Raw genomic sequence first — 17,834 nt, 5'->3', positions numbered from 1 at the left:
TGGCGCCCGCCAGGGCGCCATCTGTTTCAGGCCGGAACCACCGCCTCGCTGATTCCGAGAAACCGGCACAGCTCATCGCGCTTGGCCAACGCATCGCGCCGCCCCAGGTCGATCAGTTCACTGCAATACCCCGCCTCGAACAGTAAATAACTCAACACCCCTGCCCCGCTCGTTTTGGTCGCCCCCGGACCACGTAAAAACAGCCGCAACGCCGCCGGCAGTTCCTGACGATGCCGCGCCGCGATTTCATCGATTGGCTGACTCGGCGAGATCACCAGCACTTCCACTGGCGCCACACCCAAAGCCCGCGTTGGCGTTCCGTCGGGCATCAGATGGCTGAACTGGTTCAGACGCTGAAGCAGCTCGATATCGCTTTCCAGGCTGTCAATGAACGTACTGTTGAGCATGTGCCCGCCGATCTGCGCCAGTGTCGGCTGTTGACCGGTGTAAGTGCGCTCCAGCGGTTGTGCCGGGTCGAACCCGCGCGGGTTGCCGCTGACGCCCACCACCAGCACCCGGCTCGCACCCAGGTGCAAGGCCGGACTGATCGGTGCCGACTGCCGCACCGCGCCATCGCCGAAAAATTCCTCGCCGATTTTCACCGGCGCGAACAACAGCGGGATCGCTGAACTCGCGAGCAGATGCTCCACGGTCAATTGCGTCGGTACGCCAATGCGTCGATGGCGCAGCCAGGCATCGATGCTACCGCCGCCCTGATAGAAGGTCACCGCTTGCCCCGACTCGTAGCCGAATGCAGTCACCGCCACCGCATGCAACTGCTTGCGGGCGATGGATTCGGCGATGCCGGGCATGTGCAGTTTTTCATTGAGCAGATGGCGCAGCGGCGAGCTGTTGAGCAGCGCCACCGGCAGTTGCCGGCCCATGCCCAGCAGGCTGTGGCTGACGAAACGGCTGGCCTGGCGGATCACCCCCGGCCAGTCGCTGCGCAGCACGCGATGGCTGCGAAAGCCTTGCCAGAACAGGGTCAGGCGTTCGATGGCGGCGCGAAAGTCCGTGGCGCCGCTGGCGAGGCTGACCGCGTTGATCGCCCCGGCCGAGGTGCCGACGATCACCGGAAACGGATTGTCCGCGCCCAGCGGCAGCAGTTCGGCAATCGCCGCCAGCACCCCCACCTGATACGCCGCCCGAGCCCCGCCGCCGGAAAGAATCAAACCTGTGACCGGTTCAGCTGGGCTCATCGCAACGCTCCGTGGTGCTTATGGGATTGGGTGGATCAACGACGTTTGGCGTACAGCTTCGGCTCGCCCGGCGGACGGCTCTTGAAGCGACGATGCGCCCACAGGTACTGCTCGGGGCAATCGCGCAACACGCCTTCTACCCACTGATTGATGCGGATGCAGTCGGCTTCTTCAGTCTCGCCCGGGAAACCTTCCAGCGGCGGATGGATCACCAGACGATAGCCGCTACCGTCGGCCAGACGCTCCTGAGTGAACGGCACCACCAGTGCCTTGCCCAACCGGGCGAACTTGCTGGTGGCGGTGACCGTCGCGGCCTGAATGCCGAACAACGGCACGAAGATGCTTTGCTTGGCGCCGTAATCCTGATCCGGTGCGTACCAGATCGCACGCCCGGAACGCAGCAGCTTGAGCATCCCGCGCACGTCGTCACGCTCCACCGCCAGCGAATCAAGATTGTGCCGCTCGCGGCCCTGACGCTGGATAAAGTCGAACAACGGGTTCTTGTGCTCGCGGTACATGCCGTCGATGGTGTGCTGCTGGCCGAGCAGCGCTGCGCCGATTTCCAGGGTGGTGAAATGCACCGCCATCAGAATCACGCCCTTGCCTTCGCGCTGGGCCTGTTGCAGGTGCTCCAGGCCTTCGACGTGGGCCAGTTTCGCCAGTCGCTGACGCGACCACCACCAGCTCATCGCCATTTCAAAGAAGGCGATGCCGGTGGAGGCAAAGTTTTCCTTGAGCAGGCGTTTGCGCTCGGCAGCAGATTTTTCCGGGAAACACAGTTCCAGATTGCGCTTGGCGATGCGCCGCCGGTCGCCGGCAAAGCGATACATCAAGGCACCGAGAAAGCGACCGATGGCCAGCAATGCCGGATACGGCAGCTGCACGATCAGCCACAACAGCCCCAGGCCGCACCAGAGCGGCCAGAAGCGTGGAGCAAGAAATGCTTTTCGAAAACGCGGGCGATCCATTAAAGCTTCCGTAAATACAGTGGCCGCGCATTCTACATCGTTCGACCCGGCTTGCGGCTGGCGGGCGTTCTCGTTATAAGTCTCGGCACTTTTAGTGACAAGCCGTTGTATGCCGACATGAGCCAAACCGAATCGCCAGACCAAGATCCCGTGTTCCAGCTGAAGGGCAGCATGCTCGCCATTACGGTGCTGGAACTGTCCCGCAACGACCTGGACAGCCTCGATCGGCAATTGGCCGCCAAAGTCGCCCAGGCACCGAATTTCTTCAGCAACGCGCCGCTGGTTCTGGCGCTGGACAAGTTGCCGCCGAGCGAAGGCGCCGTCGACCTGCCAGGCCTGATGCGCGTGTGCCGCCAGCACGGTCTGCGCACCCTGGCGATCCGCGCCAGCCGCATCGAAGACATCGCCGCCGCCATCGCCATCGACATTCCGGTGCTGCCGCCGTCCGGCGCCCGCGAGCGACCGCTGGAAACCGCTGAACCCGTCGCACCGAAGAAGCCGGAAAAACCGCCTGAGCCGACCGTCAAACAGACCCGCGTCATCACCACGCCAGTACGTGGTGGCCAACAGATCTACGCCCAGGGTGGCGATCTGGTGGTGGTTTCCTCGGTCAGCCCGGGGGCGGAACTTCTCGCCGATGGCAACATCCATGTATACGGCCCGATGCGCGGTCGTGCGCTGGCCGGGGTCAAGGGCGACACCAAGGCGCGGATTTTCTGTCAGCAATTGAGCGCTGAACTGATCTCCATCGCAGGCCATTACAAGGTTTCCGAAGACCTGCGTCGCGATCCGATGTGGGGTTCGGGTGTACAGGTCAGCCTATCGGGCGACGTGTTGAACATCATTCGGCTTTAACGGATACTGCCGCATTTTCCAAGCATCTCTAAAACGTAGCGAAAACGGCTCAAACGAAGTAGGAAAAAGGCCAAAAGCCAAATTCCAGCCAAGGCTGTCCGACTGCAGTAGTTTTCAAGAGATGTTTTTCAGGGGCTGAACAGTCCTTCTTCCTTAGGGGTGAAACACCTTGGCCAAGATTCTCGTGGTTACATCCGGCAAGGGTGGTGTGGGTAAGACCACCACCAGCGCCGCTATCGGTACCGGCCTCGCTCTGCGCGGCCACAAAACAGTGATCGTCGACTTCGACGTGGGCTTGCGTAACCTTGACCTGATCATGGGTTGCGAGCGCCGCGTGGTGTATGACTTCGTCAACGTCGTGAACGGCGAAGCCAACCTGCAACAGGCCCTGATCAAAGACAAGCGCCTGGAAAACCTCTATGTGCTGGCCGCCAGCCAGACCCGCGACAAAGACGCGCTGACCGTCGAAGGCGTGGAAAAAGTCCTGATGGAGCTCAAGGAACAATTCGAGTTCGTGGTCTGCGACTCCCCGGCAGGCATCGAGAAAGGCGCCCACCTGGCCATGTACTTCGCTGACGAAGCGATCGTCGTGACCAACCCGGAAGTCTCCTCGGTACGTGACTCGGACCGCATGCTCGGCCTGCTGGCCAGCAAGTCCCGTCGCGCCGAACGTGGCGAAGACCCGATCAAGGAACACCTGCTGATCACCCGCTACCACCCGGAGCGCGTTGAAAAGGGCGAAATGCTCGGCGTCGAAGACGTCAAGGAAATCCTCTCGGTGACCCTGCTGGGCGTGATCCCGGAATCCCAGGCGGTGCTCAAGGCTTCCAACCAGGGCGTCCCGGTCATCCTCGACGACCAGAGCGATGCCGGCCAGGCCTACAGCGACACCGTCGACCGCCTGCTGGGCAAAGACAAAGCACACCGGTTCCTCGATGTCGAGAAGAAGGGATTCTTCGAGCGCCTGTTTGGAGGTAGGTAATGAACCTTTTTGACTTCTTTCGTGCCAACAAAAAGCCAAGCACTGCCTCGGTAGCGAAAGAGCGTCTACAGATCATCGTGGCGCATGAGCGCGGCCAGCGCAGCACGCCGGATTACCTGCCAGCCTTGCAGAAGGAACTGGTGGACGTGATCCGCAAGTACGTCAATATCGGCAACGACGACGTACATGTTGCACTGGAGAGCCAGGGCAGTTGCTCGATTCTGGAACTCAACATCACCCTGCCAGATCGCTGAGTCGATCCGGCAGGAACGACGGCGGCTCAGGGCCCTTCCGACACCGGAGGGGCCCTGAGCCGCCGTTGGCATTTGTTACGAGGCTGTTTTAATGCCGCTGTCCAACATCCACATCATCCATCAGGACGCCGCCGTTCTGGTGGTGAACAAACCGACCCTGTTGCTCTCGGTGCCCGGCCGGGCCGACGACAACAAGGACTGCCTGATCACTCGCCTGCAGGAAAACGGCTACCCGGAAGCGCGTATCGTCCATCGTCTGGACTGGGAAACCTCCGGCATCATTCTGCTGGCTCGCGACGCGGACACCCACCGCGAACTGTCGCGCCAATTTCATGACCGCGAAACCGAAAAAGCCTACACCGCCCTGTGCTGGGGTCAGCCGGAACTGGACAGCGGCAGCATCGACCTGCCTCTGCGCTACGACCCGCCAACCAAGCCACGCCACGTGGTCGACCACGAATTCGGCAAACACGCCCTGACCTTCTGGCGCGTGCTGGAACGTTGCGGCGACTGGTGCCGCGTCGAGCTGACGCCGATCACTGGCCGCTCGCACCAGCTACGCGTGCACATGCTGTCCATCGGTCACCCGCTGCTCGGTGACGGGCTCTATGCTCATGAGCAAGCCCTCGCCGCCTGGCCGCGCCTGTGCCTGCACGCGAGCATGCTCAGCTTTACCCACCCACAGTCCGGCGAGCGCTTGCGCTTCGAATGCCCGGCTCCGTTTTAAGCACTGCCTGACCGGCAGCCGCCTGTTTTAAAGGATTTTGTTCCGGATGAGTTGTACTGATTCCCTGGCAACACCCGTCAAGAAGACCCGTCATCAACTGCTCTACCTGATTTACGGCAACCAGGATGTTTACCGGCGCGAAGCCAAGTTCAGCATCCTGACCGCCCTGTCTCAGGCCAAGACCGGCAAACGTCCGGCGATCAGGATTCTCACCGACCGGCCGCAGGACTACGAAGGCTGGCCGGTCGACACCGTGCTGCTCGACGAGCCGACCCTGACCCGCTGGCAAGGCGAAAACGGCTATCACCACCGACGCAAGGCTTGCGCGATTGCCGCCGGCCTGCAACTGGCCGAAAAAACCTTGTTCGTCGACACCGACACCCTGTTCACCAGTGACCCGAATCGGCTGTTCCAGCACATCACCCCCGGGCAATCAGTGATGGATCGTTTCGAATACGACTGGAAAGACGTCTTCGAGCGCGACGACTACCTGAAGCTCGGTCGCGACCTCAGCGCCCACGGCGTAACCCCGGACAACGGCTTCAAGCTCTACAACAGCGGGCTGTGCGGCGTAACCGACAGCGACGGGAAATTGTTCGAAGAGTCGATCCGTCTGATCGACGAATGGACGGCCGACGGTTTCGAGATCCATACCATCGAACAGATCGCTCTGTCGTTCGCCCTGCGCAAGCGACCGGTGGTCGAGGCGCGCAAGTACATCTATCACTACTTCGCGGAAAAGCGCTTTTTCCATGCGATGCAGGCGTTCTTCTTCTCCCAGCACGGCGAGAAGTTCAGCCAGCGCCTGGTGGATCTGTGCAAAGACGTGCCGAGGGTCAAGCCGTTTCCGTCCGCCTGGCAGCGCCTGAAAATCAAATGGAAGCTGCGCAACCAGAGCGGCACGATGCGCAAGGTCGGCCGCGATCTGCTGTACGGCAGCGCCGCGCCAGATCATCCGTACTACAGCGCCTGTCGTCATGAATGGTGGGAATGTGCCTCGCGGGAGATTCTTCGCTGGGACGAGAGCCGTCAGAAAAAGCTCCTGAGCCAGAGCCGATGGCCGCAACAACTGCCGCGCCCGGAGCGGCCTGAAGATGAAAAAATCATCATGAACTACCTGAAAAAACGCGTGGCCGCCGTCCGCTGACCCACACTGTCCACTGCGGGAGCCTGCCCCCGCAGTGGATCTCCTTTTACATTCGATTTCGATTGTGGCCTGCGCACCGGCATGCGTTAAACTCCCGCCCATTGCTGTCTGGAGCTTCTTATGCGCGAAGAGTTGAACCAAGGCCTGATCGACTTCCTCAAGGCCTCCCCTACCCCGTTTCACGCCACCGCCAGCCTTGTTCAACGCCTGGAGGCCGCCGGTTATGTGCGCCTCGACGAGCGCGAGACCTGGCACACCGAAGCCAATGGCCGTTACTACGTCACCCGTAACGACTCCTCGATCGTCGCGATCAAGATGGGCCGCAACTCTCCGCTGCACGACGGCATCCGCCTGGTCGGCGCCCATACCGACAGCCCGTGCCTGCGAGTCAAGCCGCAACCTGAATTGCAGCGCCAGGGTTTCTGGCAGCTGGGCGTCGAAGTCTACGGCGGCGCGCTACTGGCACCGTGGTTCGACCGTGATCTGTCGCTGGCCGGCCGCGTCACCTTCCGCCGCGACGGCAAGGTCGAGAGTCAGTTGATCGACTTCAAGGCCCCGATCGCGATCATTCCCAACCTGGCCATCCACCTCAATCGCGAAGCCAATCAGGGCTGGGCGATCAATGCCCAGACCGAACTGCCGCCGATTCTCGCGCAGTTCGCCGGTGACGAGCGTGTGGACTTCCGCGCAGTCCTCACCGATCAACTGGCCCGCGAGCACGGCCTCAATGCCGACGTGGTGCTCGATTACGAGCTGAGCTTCTACGACACCCAAAGCGCCGCCGTCATCGGCCTGAACGGTGACTTCATCGCCGGCGCCCGCCTCGACAACTTGCTGTCGTGCTACGCCGGCCTGCAAGCCCTGCTGACCGCCGACACCGAAGAAACCTGCGTGCTGGTGTGCAACGACCACGAAGAAGTCGGCTCCTGCTCGGCGTGCGGCGCTGACGGCCCGATGCTGGAACAGACCCTGCGTCGCCTGCTGCCGGAAGGTGACGAATTCGTACGCACCATTCAGAAATCCCTGCTGGTTTCGGCCGACAACGCCCACGGCGTGCACCCGAACTACGCCGAGAAGCACGACGCCAACCACGGCCCGAAACTCAACGCCGGCCCGGTGATCAAGGTCAACAGCAACCAGCGCTACGCCACCAACAGTGAAACCGCCGGGTTCTTCCGTCATCTGTGCATGGCCGAAGAAGTCCCGGTGCAAAGCTTCGTGGTACGCAGCGACATGGGTTGCGGTTCGACCATCGGCCCGATCACCGCCAGCCACCTGGGCGTGCGCACGGTCGACATCGGCCTGCCGACGTTCGCCATGCACTCGATCCGCGAACTGTGCGGCAGCCATGACCTGGCCCACCTGGTCAAAGTGCTGAGCGCGTTCTACGCCAGCCGCGAATTGCCGTAACCGGTTCTGTGGCGAGGGTGCTTGCTCCCTCGCCACGGCGACTGCGCAGTGACTGTGATACACATCACCACCGGTCGGCAAAATTCCACCTAGACTTAAATCATCCCCTACGACAAGGCTGTCGCCATGATCTCGATGTCTGCGTTCCACGCCATGCTCATTCCGATACTGTGCGGAATGATTCTGCTGGCGATCGGCTTCAACTTCCGCGACAAGAACGCCGGAGTGTTCGCCATGTGGATCGGCATGCTGTTGATCCTGGCTACCGTGGTCTACAAGATCCTCGCCAAACTCAACGAATAAATCCGCGCTCGGCTCGCATTGATTTTGACGGGCTCGTACACTCGCCCGATCCGCCCCTTGCGAGGTTGACCGCCTAGTGTTCGCTCGTCTTTCTGCCCTGCCCTGCCTGTTCCTCATCTGCCTGATGACGCTGCTGCCGTTGGCGCCTGCCCACGCGGTGAGCCTGCCCGGCCTGCTCAGTGGATCGAACAAGGCGCAACCCGAAGCCCAGGAACCCCTCGGCCAGTCCCTCGACGAAGTCATCAAGTCGCTGGAAAACGACAAGCAACGCGCCCAGTTGCTGAGCGATCTGAAAAAACTGCGCGACGCCACGAAAAAAGCCCAGGCCACCCCGGAAGAAGGCGTGCTGGGCCTGATTGGCGGCACCCTCGCCACTTTTGAAAAACAATTCACCGGCAGTGACAGCCCGCTCAATCGCTGGTCCGCCGAATTCGATCTGGCCAAAGACGAACTGTCTGACCTGATGCTGCCGGCCAGTGAATGGCTGCCGATCATCTTCGCCTTCGCCGTGATTCTCGCCGTCTGGAGCCTGCTCGCCGCCGCACTGATCTGGCTTGGCCACCGGGTGCGCATGCGCTTCGGCCTGACCGAAGAGCTGCCGCAAAACCCCCGGGCCCTCGACATGCTGCGCTTCGCCCTGCGCAAGCTCGGGCCATGGATGATTGCCCTGGCCATCACGGTTTACATGAGCTACGCGCTGCCGTCGTCGCTGGGCAAAAGCCTGGCGATGGTTCTGGCCTACGCGCTGGTGGTCGGTACCTGTTTCTCGGCGATCTGCGTGATTGCCTTCTCCGTACTCGACGGCCCGCACCGCCATCGCGCGCTGTACATCCTGCGCCATCAGGCCTTCCGCCCCTTGTGGTTGATCGGCAGCTTCGCCGCGTTCGGCGAAGCCCTGAACGACCCGCGACTGGTGGCCGGCCTCGGCGTGCACCTGGCGCACACCGCCGCCACCGTCGCCAATGTGCTCGCGGCCTTGTCGACCGGCCTGTTCATCCTGCGCTTCCGCCGCCCGATCGCCCACCTGATCCGCAACCAGCCGCTGTCCCGCCGCCTGACCCGCCGCGCCCTCAGCGACACCATCGAAATTCTCGGTACCTTCTGGTACGTGCCGGCGCTGGTGCTGGTGGGGATTTCCCTGTTCGCCACCTTCGTCTCCGCCGGCGACACCAGCACGGCATTGCGCCAGTCGCTGATCTGCACCGTACTGCTGGTGTTGTGCATGGTGATCAACGGCCTCGTCCGCCGCCACGCCCTCAAACCGCAACGCGGCCCGAAACGCCACGCGTTCTATTCCGAACGCCTGAAAAGCTTCTTCTACACCCTCGCTCATTTGCTGGTGTGGCTGGCGTTCATCGAACTCGGCCTGCGGGTCTGGGGCATGTCACTGATCGGCTTCACCGAAGGCGAAGGCCACGACGTCAGCGTCAAACTGTTCAGCCTGATCGGCACATTGATCTTCGCCTGGCTGATCTGGATCCTCAGCGACACCGCCGTCCACCACGCCCTCACCCGCTCACGCAAAGGCCTGGCCAACGCCCGCGCACAAACGATGATGCCGCTGATCCGCAACGTGCTGTTCGTGGCGATCTTCATCATCGCCCTGATCGTCGCGCTGGCGAACATGGGCATGAACGTCACGCCACTGCTGGCCGGTGCCGGCGTGATCGGCCTGGCGATCGGCTTCGGCGCCCAGTCGCTGGTGGCCGACCTGATCACCGGCCTGTTCATCATCATCGAAGACTCCCTGGCTATCGACGACTACGTCGATGTCGGCGGCCACCTCGGCACCGTCGAAGGCCTGACCATCCGCACCGTACGCCTGCGGGACATCGACGGCATCGTCCACACCATCCCGTTCAGCGAAATCAAAAGCATCAAAAACTACTCCCGGGAATTCGGCTACGCGATCTTCCGCGTGGCGGTGCCGTTCAACATGAACATCGACGAAGCCATCAAACTGATGCGCGAAGTCGGCCAGAAAATGCGCACCGACCCATTGCAGCGCCGCAACATCTGGTCGCCACTGGAAATTCAGGGGGTGGAAAGTTTTGAATCGGGTAATGCGATATTGCGCGCCCGGTTCAAAACCGCACCGATCAAACAGTGGGAAGTTTCACGGGCGTTCAATTTGTCGCTAAAAAGGCATCTGGATGAGGCGGGGCTGGACCTGGCGACGCCGAGGATGAATGTGCAGGTGATCACAGCAGGCGGCGGCCAAACACAGGAATAAACCAGCCCCTCACCACTCAAAACGATGAGCGTTAGCTCGAGAAAAGCTTTTGACGTGCCGGCCCCATCGGCAGGCTGAGTGGAGGGATTTATCCGGGGGTGGGAGCGCAGCGACCGTGCGGCGAAGCCGCATGCATCGAGAGGAGGTGCAGCGAAGCAAACCGTAGGCGATGCCCCCGGATGAATCCCGTAACGAAGGAACACCGAGCCAAAGCGAGGTGCCGAACGCCGGGGCCCAGCGTTTTTGGTTACTTTTTTGGCGTTTGAAAAAAGTGACTCGCCGTAAGGGCGAAACCATAAGAAGCCGTTACCGAAGCAACGGATATTCACCCAAAAAAATCAAACCACATCAACACCGACGTGAATCGCATCATGCCGCCAAAACTCCAGATCACAATCAATCAACCGCCCAAACTGATCATAATTGACCCGAGCAATCCGTAACCCCGGACTCCCCACCGACACCCTCAACGCCGCCGCCGCATCGACCGATAAAGACGTAGGCACAATCTCGAACCGCACCCGCCCATAGTGCAAATCGTAATGCCGCGCATACAGCTCGGTAATCGACTGATTCAGATCAAACTCCAGAATCCCCGGAAAAAACTGCGGATTCAGATAATGCTCCACATACAACACCAACCGCCCATCGATCCGCCGCGACCGGCAAATCTGAATCACGCTCGACAACGCCGGCAACTGCAACCACGCACACACCGCCGCTGACGCCGGTTGCAGCCGCGCCGAAATCACCTCGGTCGACGGCACCCGCCCCTGCGCACTGACCATCGCGTGAAAGTGACTGCGCTGCATCAGGTTATAGGCCAGGCGCGGCGGCGACACGAACCAGCCCCGACGCTCCTCGCGATAAATCTGCCCTTGCGCCTCCAGCTGCAACAAGGCTTCCCGTACCGTAATCCGGGTCGTGCCGAACAACTCGCTGAGCTTGCGCTCGGCCGGCAACTTGCTCCCCGCCGCGAGAAGGCCGTGGTCGAGTTGCTCCTGAAGGATCTGGCCAATGGCTGTCACCGCTTTTGTTGCCTCATCGCGCATCAACGTTACCTATCTGGACTAGACCAGCACTGTTTCGGGGCAAAACCGCACGACTATTGCGCCGTTCGGTCGTGCTGCAAGCCTAGGCAGTGCAGATGACCGATAGATGACAAAACTACCGAACGGTCGTCCTGACAACTTGCAATACATCGGCCAAGTCCCTTGCCCACCGGGACTTTGAGGGTGGTCTACGCTTATCGGGCAGCCGTCGATACCAGAGAAATAAAACGCGGGTCGGGTATTCGCCGACATCAAAGTGTCATCCAGCCCCCCTACATTGGCTCAGGTATTGCTGACCTAGACCAACACAAACCGCAATCGCAGCGTTGAACACGACCAAGGAGCTTCGGAATGAAACAGCTTTTCCTGGCAACACTGTTAGGCTCGACCATTGCCATGTGCACCGCCGCCATGGCGGCTGATGATCTGAAAACCCTCGAAGCCGCTGCGAAAGCGGAAGGCGCCGTCAACAGCGTCGGCATGCCCGATGACTGGGCCAACTGGAAAGGCACCTGGGAAGACCTGGCCAAGACCTACGGCCTGAAACACATCGACACCGACATGAGCTCGGCCCAGGAAATCGCCAAGTTCGCCGCCGAGAAAGACAACGCCACCGCCGACATCGGCGACGTCGGCGCGGCCTTCGGTCCGATCGCGGTCAAACAAGGTGTCGTGCAACCCTACAAGCCGACCACCTGGGATCAAGTGCCTGCATGGGCCAAGGACAAGGACGGCAACTGGGCACTGGCCTACACCGGCACCATCGCCTTCATCGTCAACAAAAAGCTGCTGCACGGCTCCGAAGTACCGACCAAATGGGCTGACCTCAAGGGCGGCAAATACAAGGTCTCCATCGGTGACGTGAGCACCGCGGCCCAGGCTGCCAACGGCGTACTCGCCGCTGCGCTGGCCAACGGCGGCGACGAGAAAAACATCCAGCCTGCCCTGCTGCTGTTCGCAGACATCGCCAAGCAGGGTCGCCTGTCGATGGCCAACCCGACCATCGCCACCATGGAAAAAGGCGAGATCGAAGTCGGCGTGGTCTGGGACTTCAACGGCCTGAGCTACAAGGCCAAGATGGCCAACCCGGATGACTACGTGGTGCTGATCCCGTCCGACGGCTCGGTGATTTCCGGCTACACCACCATCATCAACAAATACGCGAAGAACCCGAACGCCGCCAAGCTGACCCGTGAATACATCTTCAGCGACGCCGGCCAGACCAACCTCGCCCGCGGTAACGCCCGTCCGATCCGCGCCGAGCACCTGACCCTTCCGGAAGACGTGAAAGCCAAACTGCTGCCGAACGAGCAGTACAAGAAGGTCACGCCGATCAAGGACGCCGATGCGTGGGAGAAAACCTCCAAGGCTCTGCCGCAGAAGTGGAACGAAGAAGTCATCGTAGAAATGAAGTGATGCTGTAGATCCCGTTTTCGGGGTTACTGAAGATCCCCTGTGGGAGCGAGTTCGCTCCCACAGGGGAATCTGCGTTGAATTCAAAATCTGATCTGTTTCGCGGAGTTTTTGCCCCTATGAAGCACAACGTCATCCTTGTCGTGCTCGACGGCCTCAATTACGAAGTCGCGCGTCACGCCATGGGGCATCTGCAGGCTTACGTTGGCGCAGGACGCGCCGCGCTCTACCAGTTGGAGTGCGAGCTGCCGGCCCTGTCCCGACCGCTTTACGAATGCATCCTCACGGGCGTGCCGCCCATCGACAGCGGCATTGTCCACAACAACGTCTCGCGCCTGTCCAATCAGCGCAGCATCTATCACTACGCCCGCGATGCCGGTCTGAAAACCGCCGCCGCGGCGTACCACTGGGTCAGCGAGCTCTACAACCGCTCGCCGTTCGTGGCCGCCAGGGATCGTCACACCGATGACCCGGCGCTACCGATCCAGCACGGCCACTTCTACTGGAACGATCACTATCCGGACTCGCACCTGTTCGCCGACGCCGAAAACCTGCGCCTGCGCCACGCCCCGGACTTTCTGCTGATCCATCCGATGAACATCGACGACGCCGGGCACAAGCACGGCCTCGACACCCCGCAATACCGTAACAGCGCGCGCAGCGCCGACATCATCCTTGCCGACTACCTGCAAGGCTGGCTCGACGCCGGTTATCAAGTGCTTGTGACCGCCGACCACGGCATGAACAACGACCGCTCGCACAACGGCCTGTTGCCGGAAGAACGCCAGGTGCCACTGTTTGTGCTCGGCGACGCCTTCAGCCTGAACGCCGACGCCACACCGAAGCAGACCGACATCTGCGGCACCGTCTGTGAGCTGCTCGGCGTACCTCACGACAAACCTGTGTGCCGGGAGTTGCTCAAGTGAACTCAATGACTCGCGGCAAATGGCTGGCCGCCCTGTGCCTGGTGCCCTTCGCCCTGTTCTTTATCGTGTTCGAAATCGCCCCGCTGGTCTGGGTGATGATCAACAGCCTGCAATCGGAAGAGTTCGGTTGGGGTTTCGCCAACTTCAGCAAGATCTTCAATTCGAAGTTCTATCTGCAGGCGATCCAGTACAGCCTCGAAATCAGTTTCTGGTCGAGTGTGTTCGGGATCATCATCGCGGTGCTGGGTGCCTACTCCCTGCGTCGGGTCGATTCGAAGCTGCGCAACTTCGTCAACGCCTTCGCCAACATGACCAGCAACTTCGCCGGCGTGCCTCTGGCGTTCGCGTTCATCATCCTGCTCGGTTTCAACGGCAGCATCACCATCATGCTGAAACAGGCCGGGATCATTCAGGACTTCAACCTGTATTCGAAAACCGGGCTGATCATCCTCTACACCTACTTCCAGATTCCCCTCGGCGTCCTGCTGCTGTACCCGGCATTCGACGCATTACGCGAAGACTGGCGTGAATCCGCCGCACTGCTGGGTGCTGACGGCTGGCAGTTCTGGCGCCACATCGGCCTGCCGGTGTTGACCCCGGCCCTGCTCGGCACCTTCGTGATCCTGCTGGCCAACGCCCTCGGCGCCTACGCCACGGTGTATGCGCTGACCACCGGCAACTTCAACGTGCTGCCGATCCGCATTGCCGCGATGGTCTCCGGCGACATTTCCCTCGATCCGAACCTGGCCAGTGCCCTGGCCGTGGTGCTGGTGGCGCTGATGACTCTGGTGACCGTCGTGCATCAACTGCTGTTGAAGAGGAGCTACCATGTCTCGCGCTGAATCCGGCCCGGCCGGCGTCTACCACCGCGTCGTGGTGTACCTGCTGTTCGCCATCCTGCTACTGCCGCTGGTGGGCACGCTGATCTACTCGATCGCCAGCAGTTGGTCGGCCACTATCCTGCCCAGCGGTTTCACCTTCAAGTGGTACATCCAGTTGTGGAGCGATCCGCGCTTCCTCCACGCCTTCGGCCAGTCGCTGCTGGTGTGCGTCGGCGCGCTGATCCTGTCGGTGGTGCTGATCCTGCCGCTGCTGTTCGTGGTGCATTACCACTTCCCGAAACTCGATGCACTGATGAACATCCTGATCCTGCTGCCCTTCGCGGTGCCGCCAGTGGTGTCGTCGGTCGGGCTATTGCAGCTCTACGGCTCCGGGCCGTTCGCGATGGTCGGTACACCGTGGATCCTGATCGGTTGCTACTTCACCGTGGCGCTGCCGTTCATGTACCGGGCGATCACCAACAATCTGCAAGCGATCAACCTGCGCGACCTAATGGACGCCGCGCAACTGCTCGGCGCCAGCACTTTTCAGGCAGCCTTCCTGGTGGTGCTGCCGAACCTGCGCAAAGGTCTGATGGTGGCGTTGCTGCTGTCGTTCTCGTTCCTGTTCGGTGAGTTCGTGTTCGCCAACATCCTGGTCGGCACCCGCTATGAAACCCTGCAGGTCTACCTCAACAACATGCGCAACAGCAGCGGCCACTTCACCAGTGCGCTGGTGATTTCCTACTTCTTTTTCGTGCTGGTCCTGACCTGGGTCGCCAACATCTTGAACAAGGACAAAAGCGAATGAGCTATGTCAGCGTCCAACATCTTCAAAAGAACTACGCGGGTACAACCGTATTCAGCGACATCAACTGCGAAATCCAGAAGGGTGAATTCGTCACCCTGCTCGGCCCGTCCGGTTGCGGCAAATCCACCCTGCTGCGCTGCATCGCCGGCCTGACGCCGGTGGATGGCGGCAAGATTCTGCTCGACGGCGTCGACATCGTGCCGCTGACGCCACAGAAACGCGGGATCGGCATGGTGTTCCAGAGCTACGCACTGTTTCCCAACATGACCGTGGAGCAGAACGTCGCCTTCGGCCTGCGCATGCAGAAGGTCAACGCCGACGACAGCCACAAGCGCGTCGCCGAAGTGTTGAAACTGGTTGAACTCAATGATTTCGCCAGCCGTTATCCGCACCAGCTCTCCGGCGGTCAGTGCCAGCGTGTCGCCCTCGCCCGCTCGCTGGTCACCCGTCCGCGCCTGTTGCTGCTGGATGAGCCGCTCTCGGCCCTCGATGCACGGATTCGCAAACACCTGCGCGAGCAGATCCGTCAGATCCAGCGCGAACTCGGCCTGACCACGATTTTCGTCACACACGATCAGGAAGAAGCCCTGACCATGTCTGACCGGATTTTCCTGATGAATCAGGGAAAGATCGTACAAAGCGGCGACGCCGAAACCCTTTACACCGCCCCGGTCGACGTATTCGCTGCCGGCTTCATCGGCAACTACAACCTGCTGGACGCCGACAGTGCCTCGAAGCTGTTGCAGCGGCCGATCAACCATCGCATCGCCATTCGCCCGGAGGCCATCGAACTGAGCCTGAACGGCGAACTCGACGCACAGATTCGAAGCCACAGCCTGCTGGGCAACGTGATCCGTTATCGCATCGAAGCCCGGGGCGTGGAATTGGTGGTGGATGTCCTCAACCGTTCGGCGGCGGACCTGCATCCCGACGGTCAGCGCCTGGCACTTTCCATCGATCCGACGGCCCTGTGTGAGGTAGCCTGATGACTTTGCTGACGTTGAAGAGAGAACTGCACTGATGGCTCTGGCAATTTTTGATCTGGACGAAACCCTGATCCACGGCGACTGCGCCACCCTCTGGAGCGAGCAGATGGGGCGCCTGGGCTGGGTCGATCCCGAGTCGTTCATGCGCAAGAACAACGAGCTGATGGACGCCTACAGCCATGGCAAGTTGCGCATGGAAGACTTCATGGAGTTCAGCCTCGAACCCTTGATCGGTCGAACCCCGGAAGAAGTCGAACATCTGGTCGGCCCGTGGGTGGAAGACTTCATCGAGCCGATCATCTTCAGCGACGCGACCAAAACCATCGCCGCCCACCGCAAAGCCGGCGACCGGATTCTGGTGATCTCGGCCTCGGGCACGCACCTGGTCAAACCCATTGCCGAGCGGTTGGGCATCGACGAGATTCTGGGAATCGAACTGGAAGTGGCACATGGCGTATACAGCGGCCACACCGTGGGCACCCTGACCTACCGCGAAGGCAAGATCACCCGCTTGCTGGAATGGCTGGATGCCGAAGAGGAAAACCTTGAAGGCGCGAGTTTCTATTCCGACTCACGCAATGATCTGCCGCTGCTGCTGAAAGTGGATTACCCGCATGTGGTCAATCCGGATCCGGTACTGCTTGCAGAGGCCGAGAAGTCCGGCTGGCCGATCCACCTCTGGAAGTAAGCGATTGCCTTGTGGGAGCAGGCCTGCTCCCACAAGCATCGACGATCAGCTCAGGCTTTCGTCGATCACCAGCACCAGCTTCCCCGCCACAGTATTGCTCGCCAGTTCGGCGAACGCCGCCTCGGCATCCTTGATCGCAAAGGTCTTGGCCAGTTGCGGCTTCAAGCGTCCCTCGGAAAACAGCGGCCACACGTGCTGGCTCAGATCACTGAACAGATCGGCCTTGAACTGATCGTTGCGGCTGCGCAAGGTCGAACCCAGCAGTTGCACGCGCTTGGCCAGCACCTGGGCCAGATCGAGTTTCGCTTCGCGGCCACCCATCAGACCGATGAGCACCCAACGTCCGTCCTGAGCCATCAGCTTCAGATTCAATGCGGAATAATTGCCACCGACCGGATCCAGAATCACATCGAACGGCCCGAAGTCCCGCAGGCTCTCCAGATCATCGGTGCGCACCACGCCACCTTGCGCCCCCAGTGCTTCACAGTAGGCCAAGCGCTCGGTCGAACCGACGCTGACCCAGCACGGATTGCCAAACGCCTTGCACAGTTGAATGGCGGCTGAACCGATACCACTGGCCCCGGCATGCAGAAGAACTTTCTCACCCGGTTTGAGCGCAGCGAGCTGGAAAATATTCAGCCAGACGGTCGCGTACACCTCAGGCAGTGCAGCCGCTTCGATCAGCGACACGCCTTCCGGAACGGGCAGCACATGCCGCCCGTCGACGACCACTTCTTCGGCCATCCCGCCCCCGGCCAGCAAGGCGCAGACACGATCACCGACCTGCCAGGAAGAACCGGCGCCGACTTCGCTGATCACCCCGGAGCACTCAAGACCGAGCACCTGACTGGCACCCGGCGGCGGTGGATAAAGGCCCGCCTTCTGTAATAAATCCGCGCGATTGAGGCCGGCTGCCGCCACCCGGATGCGAACTTGTCCTACATCACACGTAGGACTCGGCTCATCAACCCATGCCACTTGACCTTCAACGCCTTGCAATGCCTTCACAGTGCCTCCATAGTGAGTCTGGACTGAGCCCGAAGCTGAAGCGCCGGGCTTTTT

At 61.0% G+C, this 17,834-nt stretch carries 18 protein-coding genes; 14 read left to right on the top strand and 4 right to left on the bottom strand.

Annotation, left to right across the window (positions count from 1 at the left end; translation table 11 throughout):
* Positions 1–26: 26 nt before the first annotated feature.
* Together AC1RR7_RS20285 and AC1RR7_RS20280 are read right to left on the bottom strand one after the other, a co-directional pair.
* Positions 27–1,199, bottom strand: a complete 1,173-nt coding sequence (locus AC1RR7_RS20285) for a patatin-like phospholipase family protein (protein WP_273535977.1) — start codon at positions 1,197–1,199, stop codon at positions 27–29.
* A 35-nt stretch (positions 1,200–1,234) separates the two neighbouring features.
* The gene (locus AC1RR7_RS20280) at positions 1,235–2,167 is read right to left on the bottom strand and encodes a lipid A biosynthesis lauroyl acyltransferase (protein ID WP_096822932.1); all 933 of its coding nucleotides are present in this window, start codon (positions 2,165–2,167) and stop codon (positions 1,235–1,237) included.
* 117 nt (positions 2,168–2,284) lie between these two features.
* Here AC1RR7_RS20280 and minC point away from each other — a divergent pair, with 117 nt between their 5' ends.
* The 8 genes from minC (at position 2,285) to AC1RR7_RS20240 (ending at position 10,078) form a co-directional block, all read left to right on the top strand.
* Positions 2,285–3,022, top strand: a complete 738-nt coding sequence (gene minC / locus AC1RR7_RS20275) for a septum site-determining protein MinC (RefSeq protein WP_096822970.1) — start codon at positions 2,285–2,287, stop codon at positions 3,020–3,022.
* 169 nt (positions 3,023–3,191) lie between these two features.
* Positions 3,192–4,004 (top strand): septum site-determining protein MinD, encoded by an 813-nt coding sequence (minD, locus tag AC1RR7_RS20270; protein WP_096822931.1) that lies wholly within the window; start codon positions 3,192–3,194, stop codon positions 4,002–4,004.
* On the top strand, positions 4,004–4,258 hold the full coding sequence (gene minE, locus AC1RR7_RS20265; RefSeq protein WP_003223146.1) for a cell division topological specificity factor MinE: 255 nt from the start codon (positions 4,004–4,006) through the stop codon (positions 4,256–4,258). Before minD ends, minE begins: the two co-directional genes overlap by 1 nt.
* Before the next feature lie 91 nt (positions 4,259–4,349).
* Positions 4,350–4,985 (top strand): RluA family pseudouridine synthase, encoded by a 636-nt coding sequence (locus AC1RR7_RS20260; RefSeq protein WP_085732336.1) that lies wholly within the window; start codon positions 4,350–4,352, stop codon positions 4,983–4,985.
* Positions 4,986–5,031: 46 nt separating this feature from the next.
* The gene (locus tag AC1RR7_RS20255; RefSeq protein ID WP_273535981.1) at positions 5,032–6,132 is read left to right on the top strand and encodes a hypothetical protein; all 1,101 of its coding nucleotides are present in this window, start codon (positions 5,032–5,034) and stop codon (positions 6,130–6,132) included.
* A gap of 120 nt (positions 6,133–6,252) precedes the next feature.
* The gene (locus AC1RR7_RS20250) at positions 6,253–7,542 is read left to right on the top strand and encodes a M18 family aminopeptidase (RefSeq protein WP_085710626.1); all 1,290 of its coding nucleotides are present in this window, start codon (positions 6,253–6,255) and stop codon (positions 7,540–7,542) included.
* Between the two features lie 126 nt (positions 7,543–7,668).
* On the top strand, positions 7,669–7,845 hold the full coding sequence (locus AC1RR7_RS20245; protein ID WP_173861399.1) for a hypothetical protein: 177 nt from the start codon (positions 7,669–7,671) through the stop codon (positions 7,843–7,845).
* A gap of 76 nt (positions 7,846–7,921) precedes the next feature.
* Positions 7,922–10,078, top strand: a complete 2,157-nt coding sequence (locus AC1RR7_RS20240) for a mechanosensitive ion channel family protein (protein ID WP_102622514.1) — start codon at positions 7,922–7,924, stop codon at positions 10,076–10,078.
* Positions 10,079–10,416: 338 nt separating this feature from the next.
* Here AC1RR7_RS20240 and AC1RR7_RS20235 read toward each other — a convergent pair whose 3' ends face one another.
* Entirely contained in the window at positions 10,417–11,130 is a 714-nt protein-coding gene (locus AC1RR7_RS20235) for a UTRA domain-containing protein (RefSeq protein ID WP_011333178.1), read from the bottom strand.
* 351 nt (positions 11,131–11,481) lie between these two features.
* Between AC1RR7_RS20235 and AC1RR7_RS20230 the strand changes: the two genes are divergently transcribed.
* From AC1RR7_RS20230 to AC1RR7_RS20205, 6 genes are all read left to right on the top strand, one after another.
* The gene (locus AC1RR7_RS20230) at positions 11,482–12,546 is read left to right on the top strand and encodes an ABC transporter substrate-binding protein (RefSeq protein WP_085710620.1); all 1,065 of its coding nucleotides are present in this window, start codon (positions 11,482–11,484) and stop codon (positions 12,544–12,546) included.
* Between the two features lie 116 nt (positions 12,547–12,662).
* Complete coding sequence (locus tag AC1RR7_RS20225) at positions 12,663–13,469, top strand: alkaline phosphatase family protein (protein WP_102622780.1); 807 nt, start codon at positions 12,663–12,665, stop codon at positions 13,467–13,469.
* Between the two features lie 5 nt (positions 13,470–13,474).
* Complete coding sequence (locus AC1RR7_RS20220) at positions 13,475–14,311, top strand: ABC transporter permease (RefSeq protein WP_167748736.1); 837 nt, start codon at positions 13,475–13,477, stop codon at positions 14,309–14,311.
* A complete protein-coding gene (locus tag AC1RR7_RS20215; protein WP_007960203.1) occupies positions 14,298–15,098 on the top strand; it encodes an ABC transporter permease in 801 nt (266 codons plus the stop codon). The genes AC1RR7_RS20220 and AC1RR7_RS20215 overlap by 14 nt, the downstream gene beginning before the upstream one ends.
* Entirely contained in the window at positions 15,095–16,084 is a 990-nt protein-coding gene (locus AC1RR7_RS20210) for an ABC transporter ATP-binding protein (RefSeq protein ID WP_192560138.1), read from the top strand. The genes AC1RR7_RS20215 and AC1RR7_RS20210 overlap by 4 nt, the downstream gene beginning before the upstream one ends.
* A gap of 34 nt (positions 16,085–16,118) precedes the next feature.
* Complete coding sequence (locus AC1RR7_RS20205) at positions 16,119–16,772, top strand: HAD family hydrolase (protein WP_096822922.1); 654 nt, start codon at positions 16,119–16,121, stop codon at positions 16,770–16,772.
* A gap of 45 nt (positions 16,773–16,817) precedes the next feature.
* On the opposite strand, the gene AC1RR7_RS20200 is transcribed toward AC1RR7_RS20205, so the two are convergent.
* Entirely contained in the window at positions 16,818–17,780 is a 963-nt protein-coding gene (locus AC1RR7_RS20200) for a zinc-binding dehydrogenase (protein WP_493158274.1), read from the bottom strand.
* Between the last annotated feature and the right edge of the window lie 54 nt (positions 17,781–17,834).

The organism is Pseudomonas sp. GW821-FHT11G12 (assembly GCF_058808055.1).
This window is presented reverse-complemented; position numbering and strand designations above follow the sequence as displayed.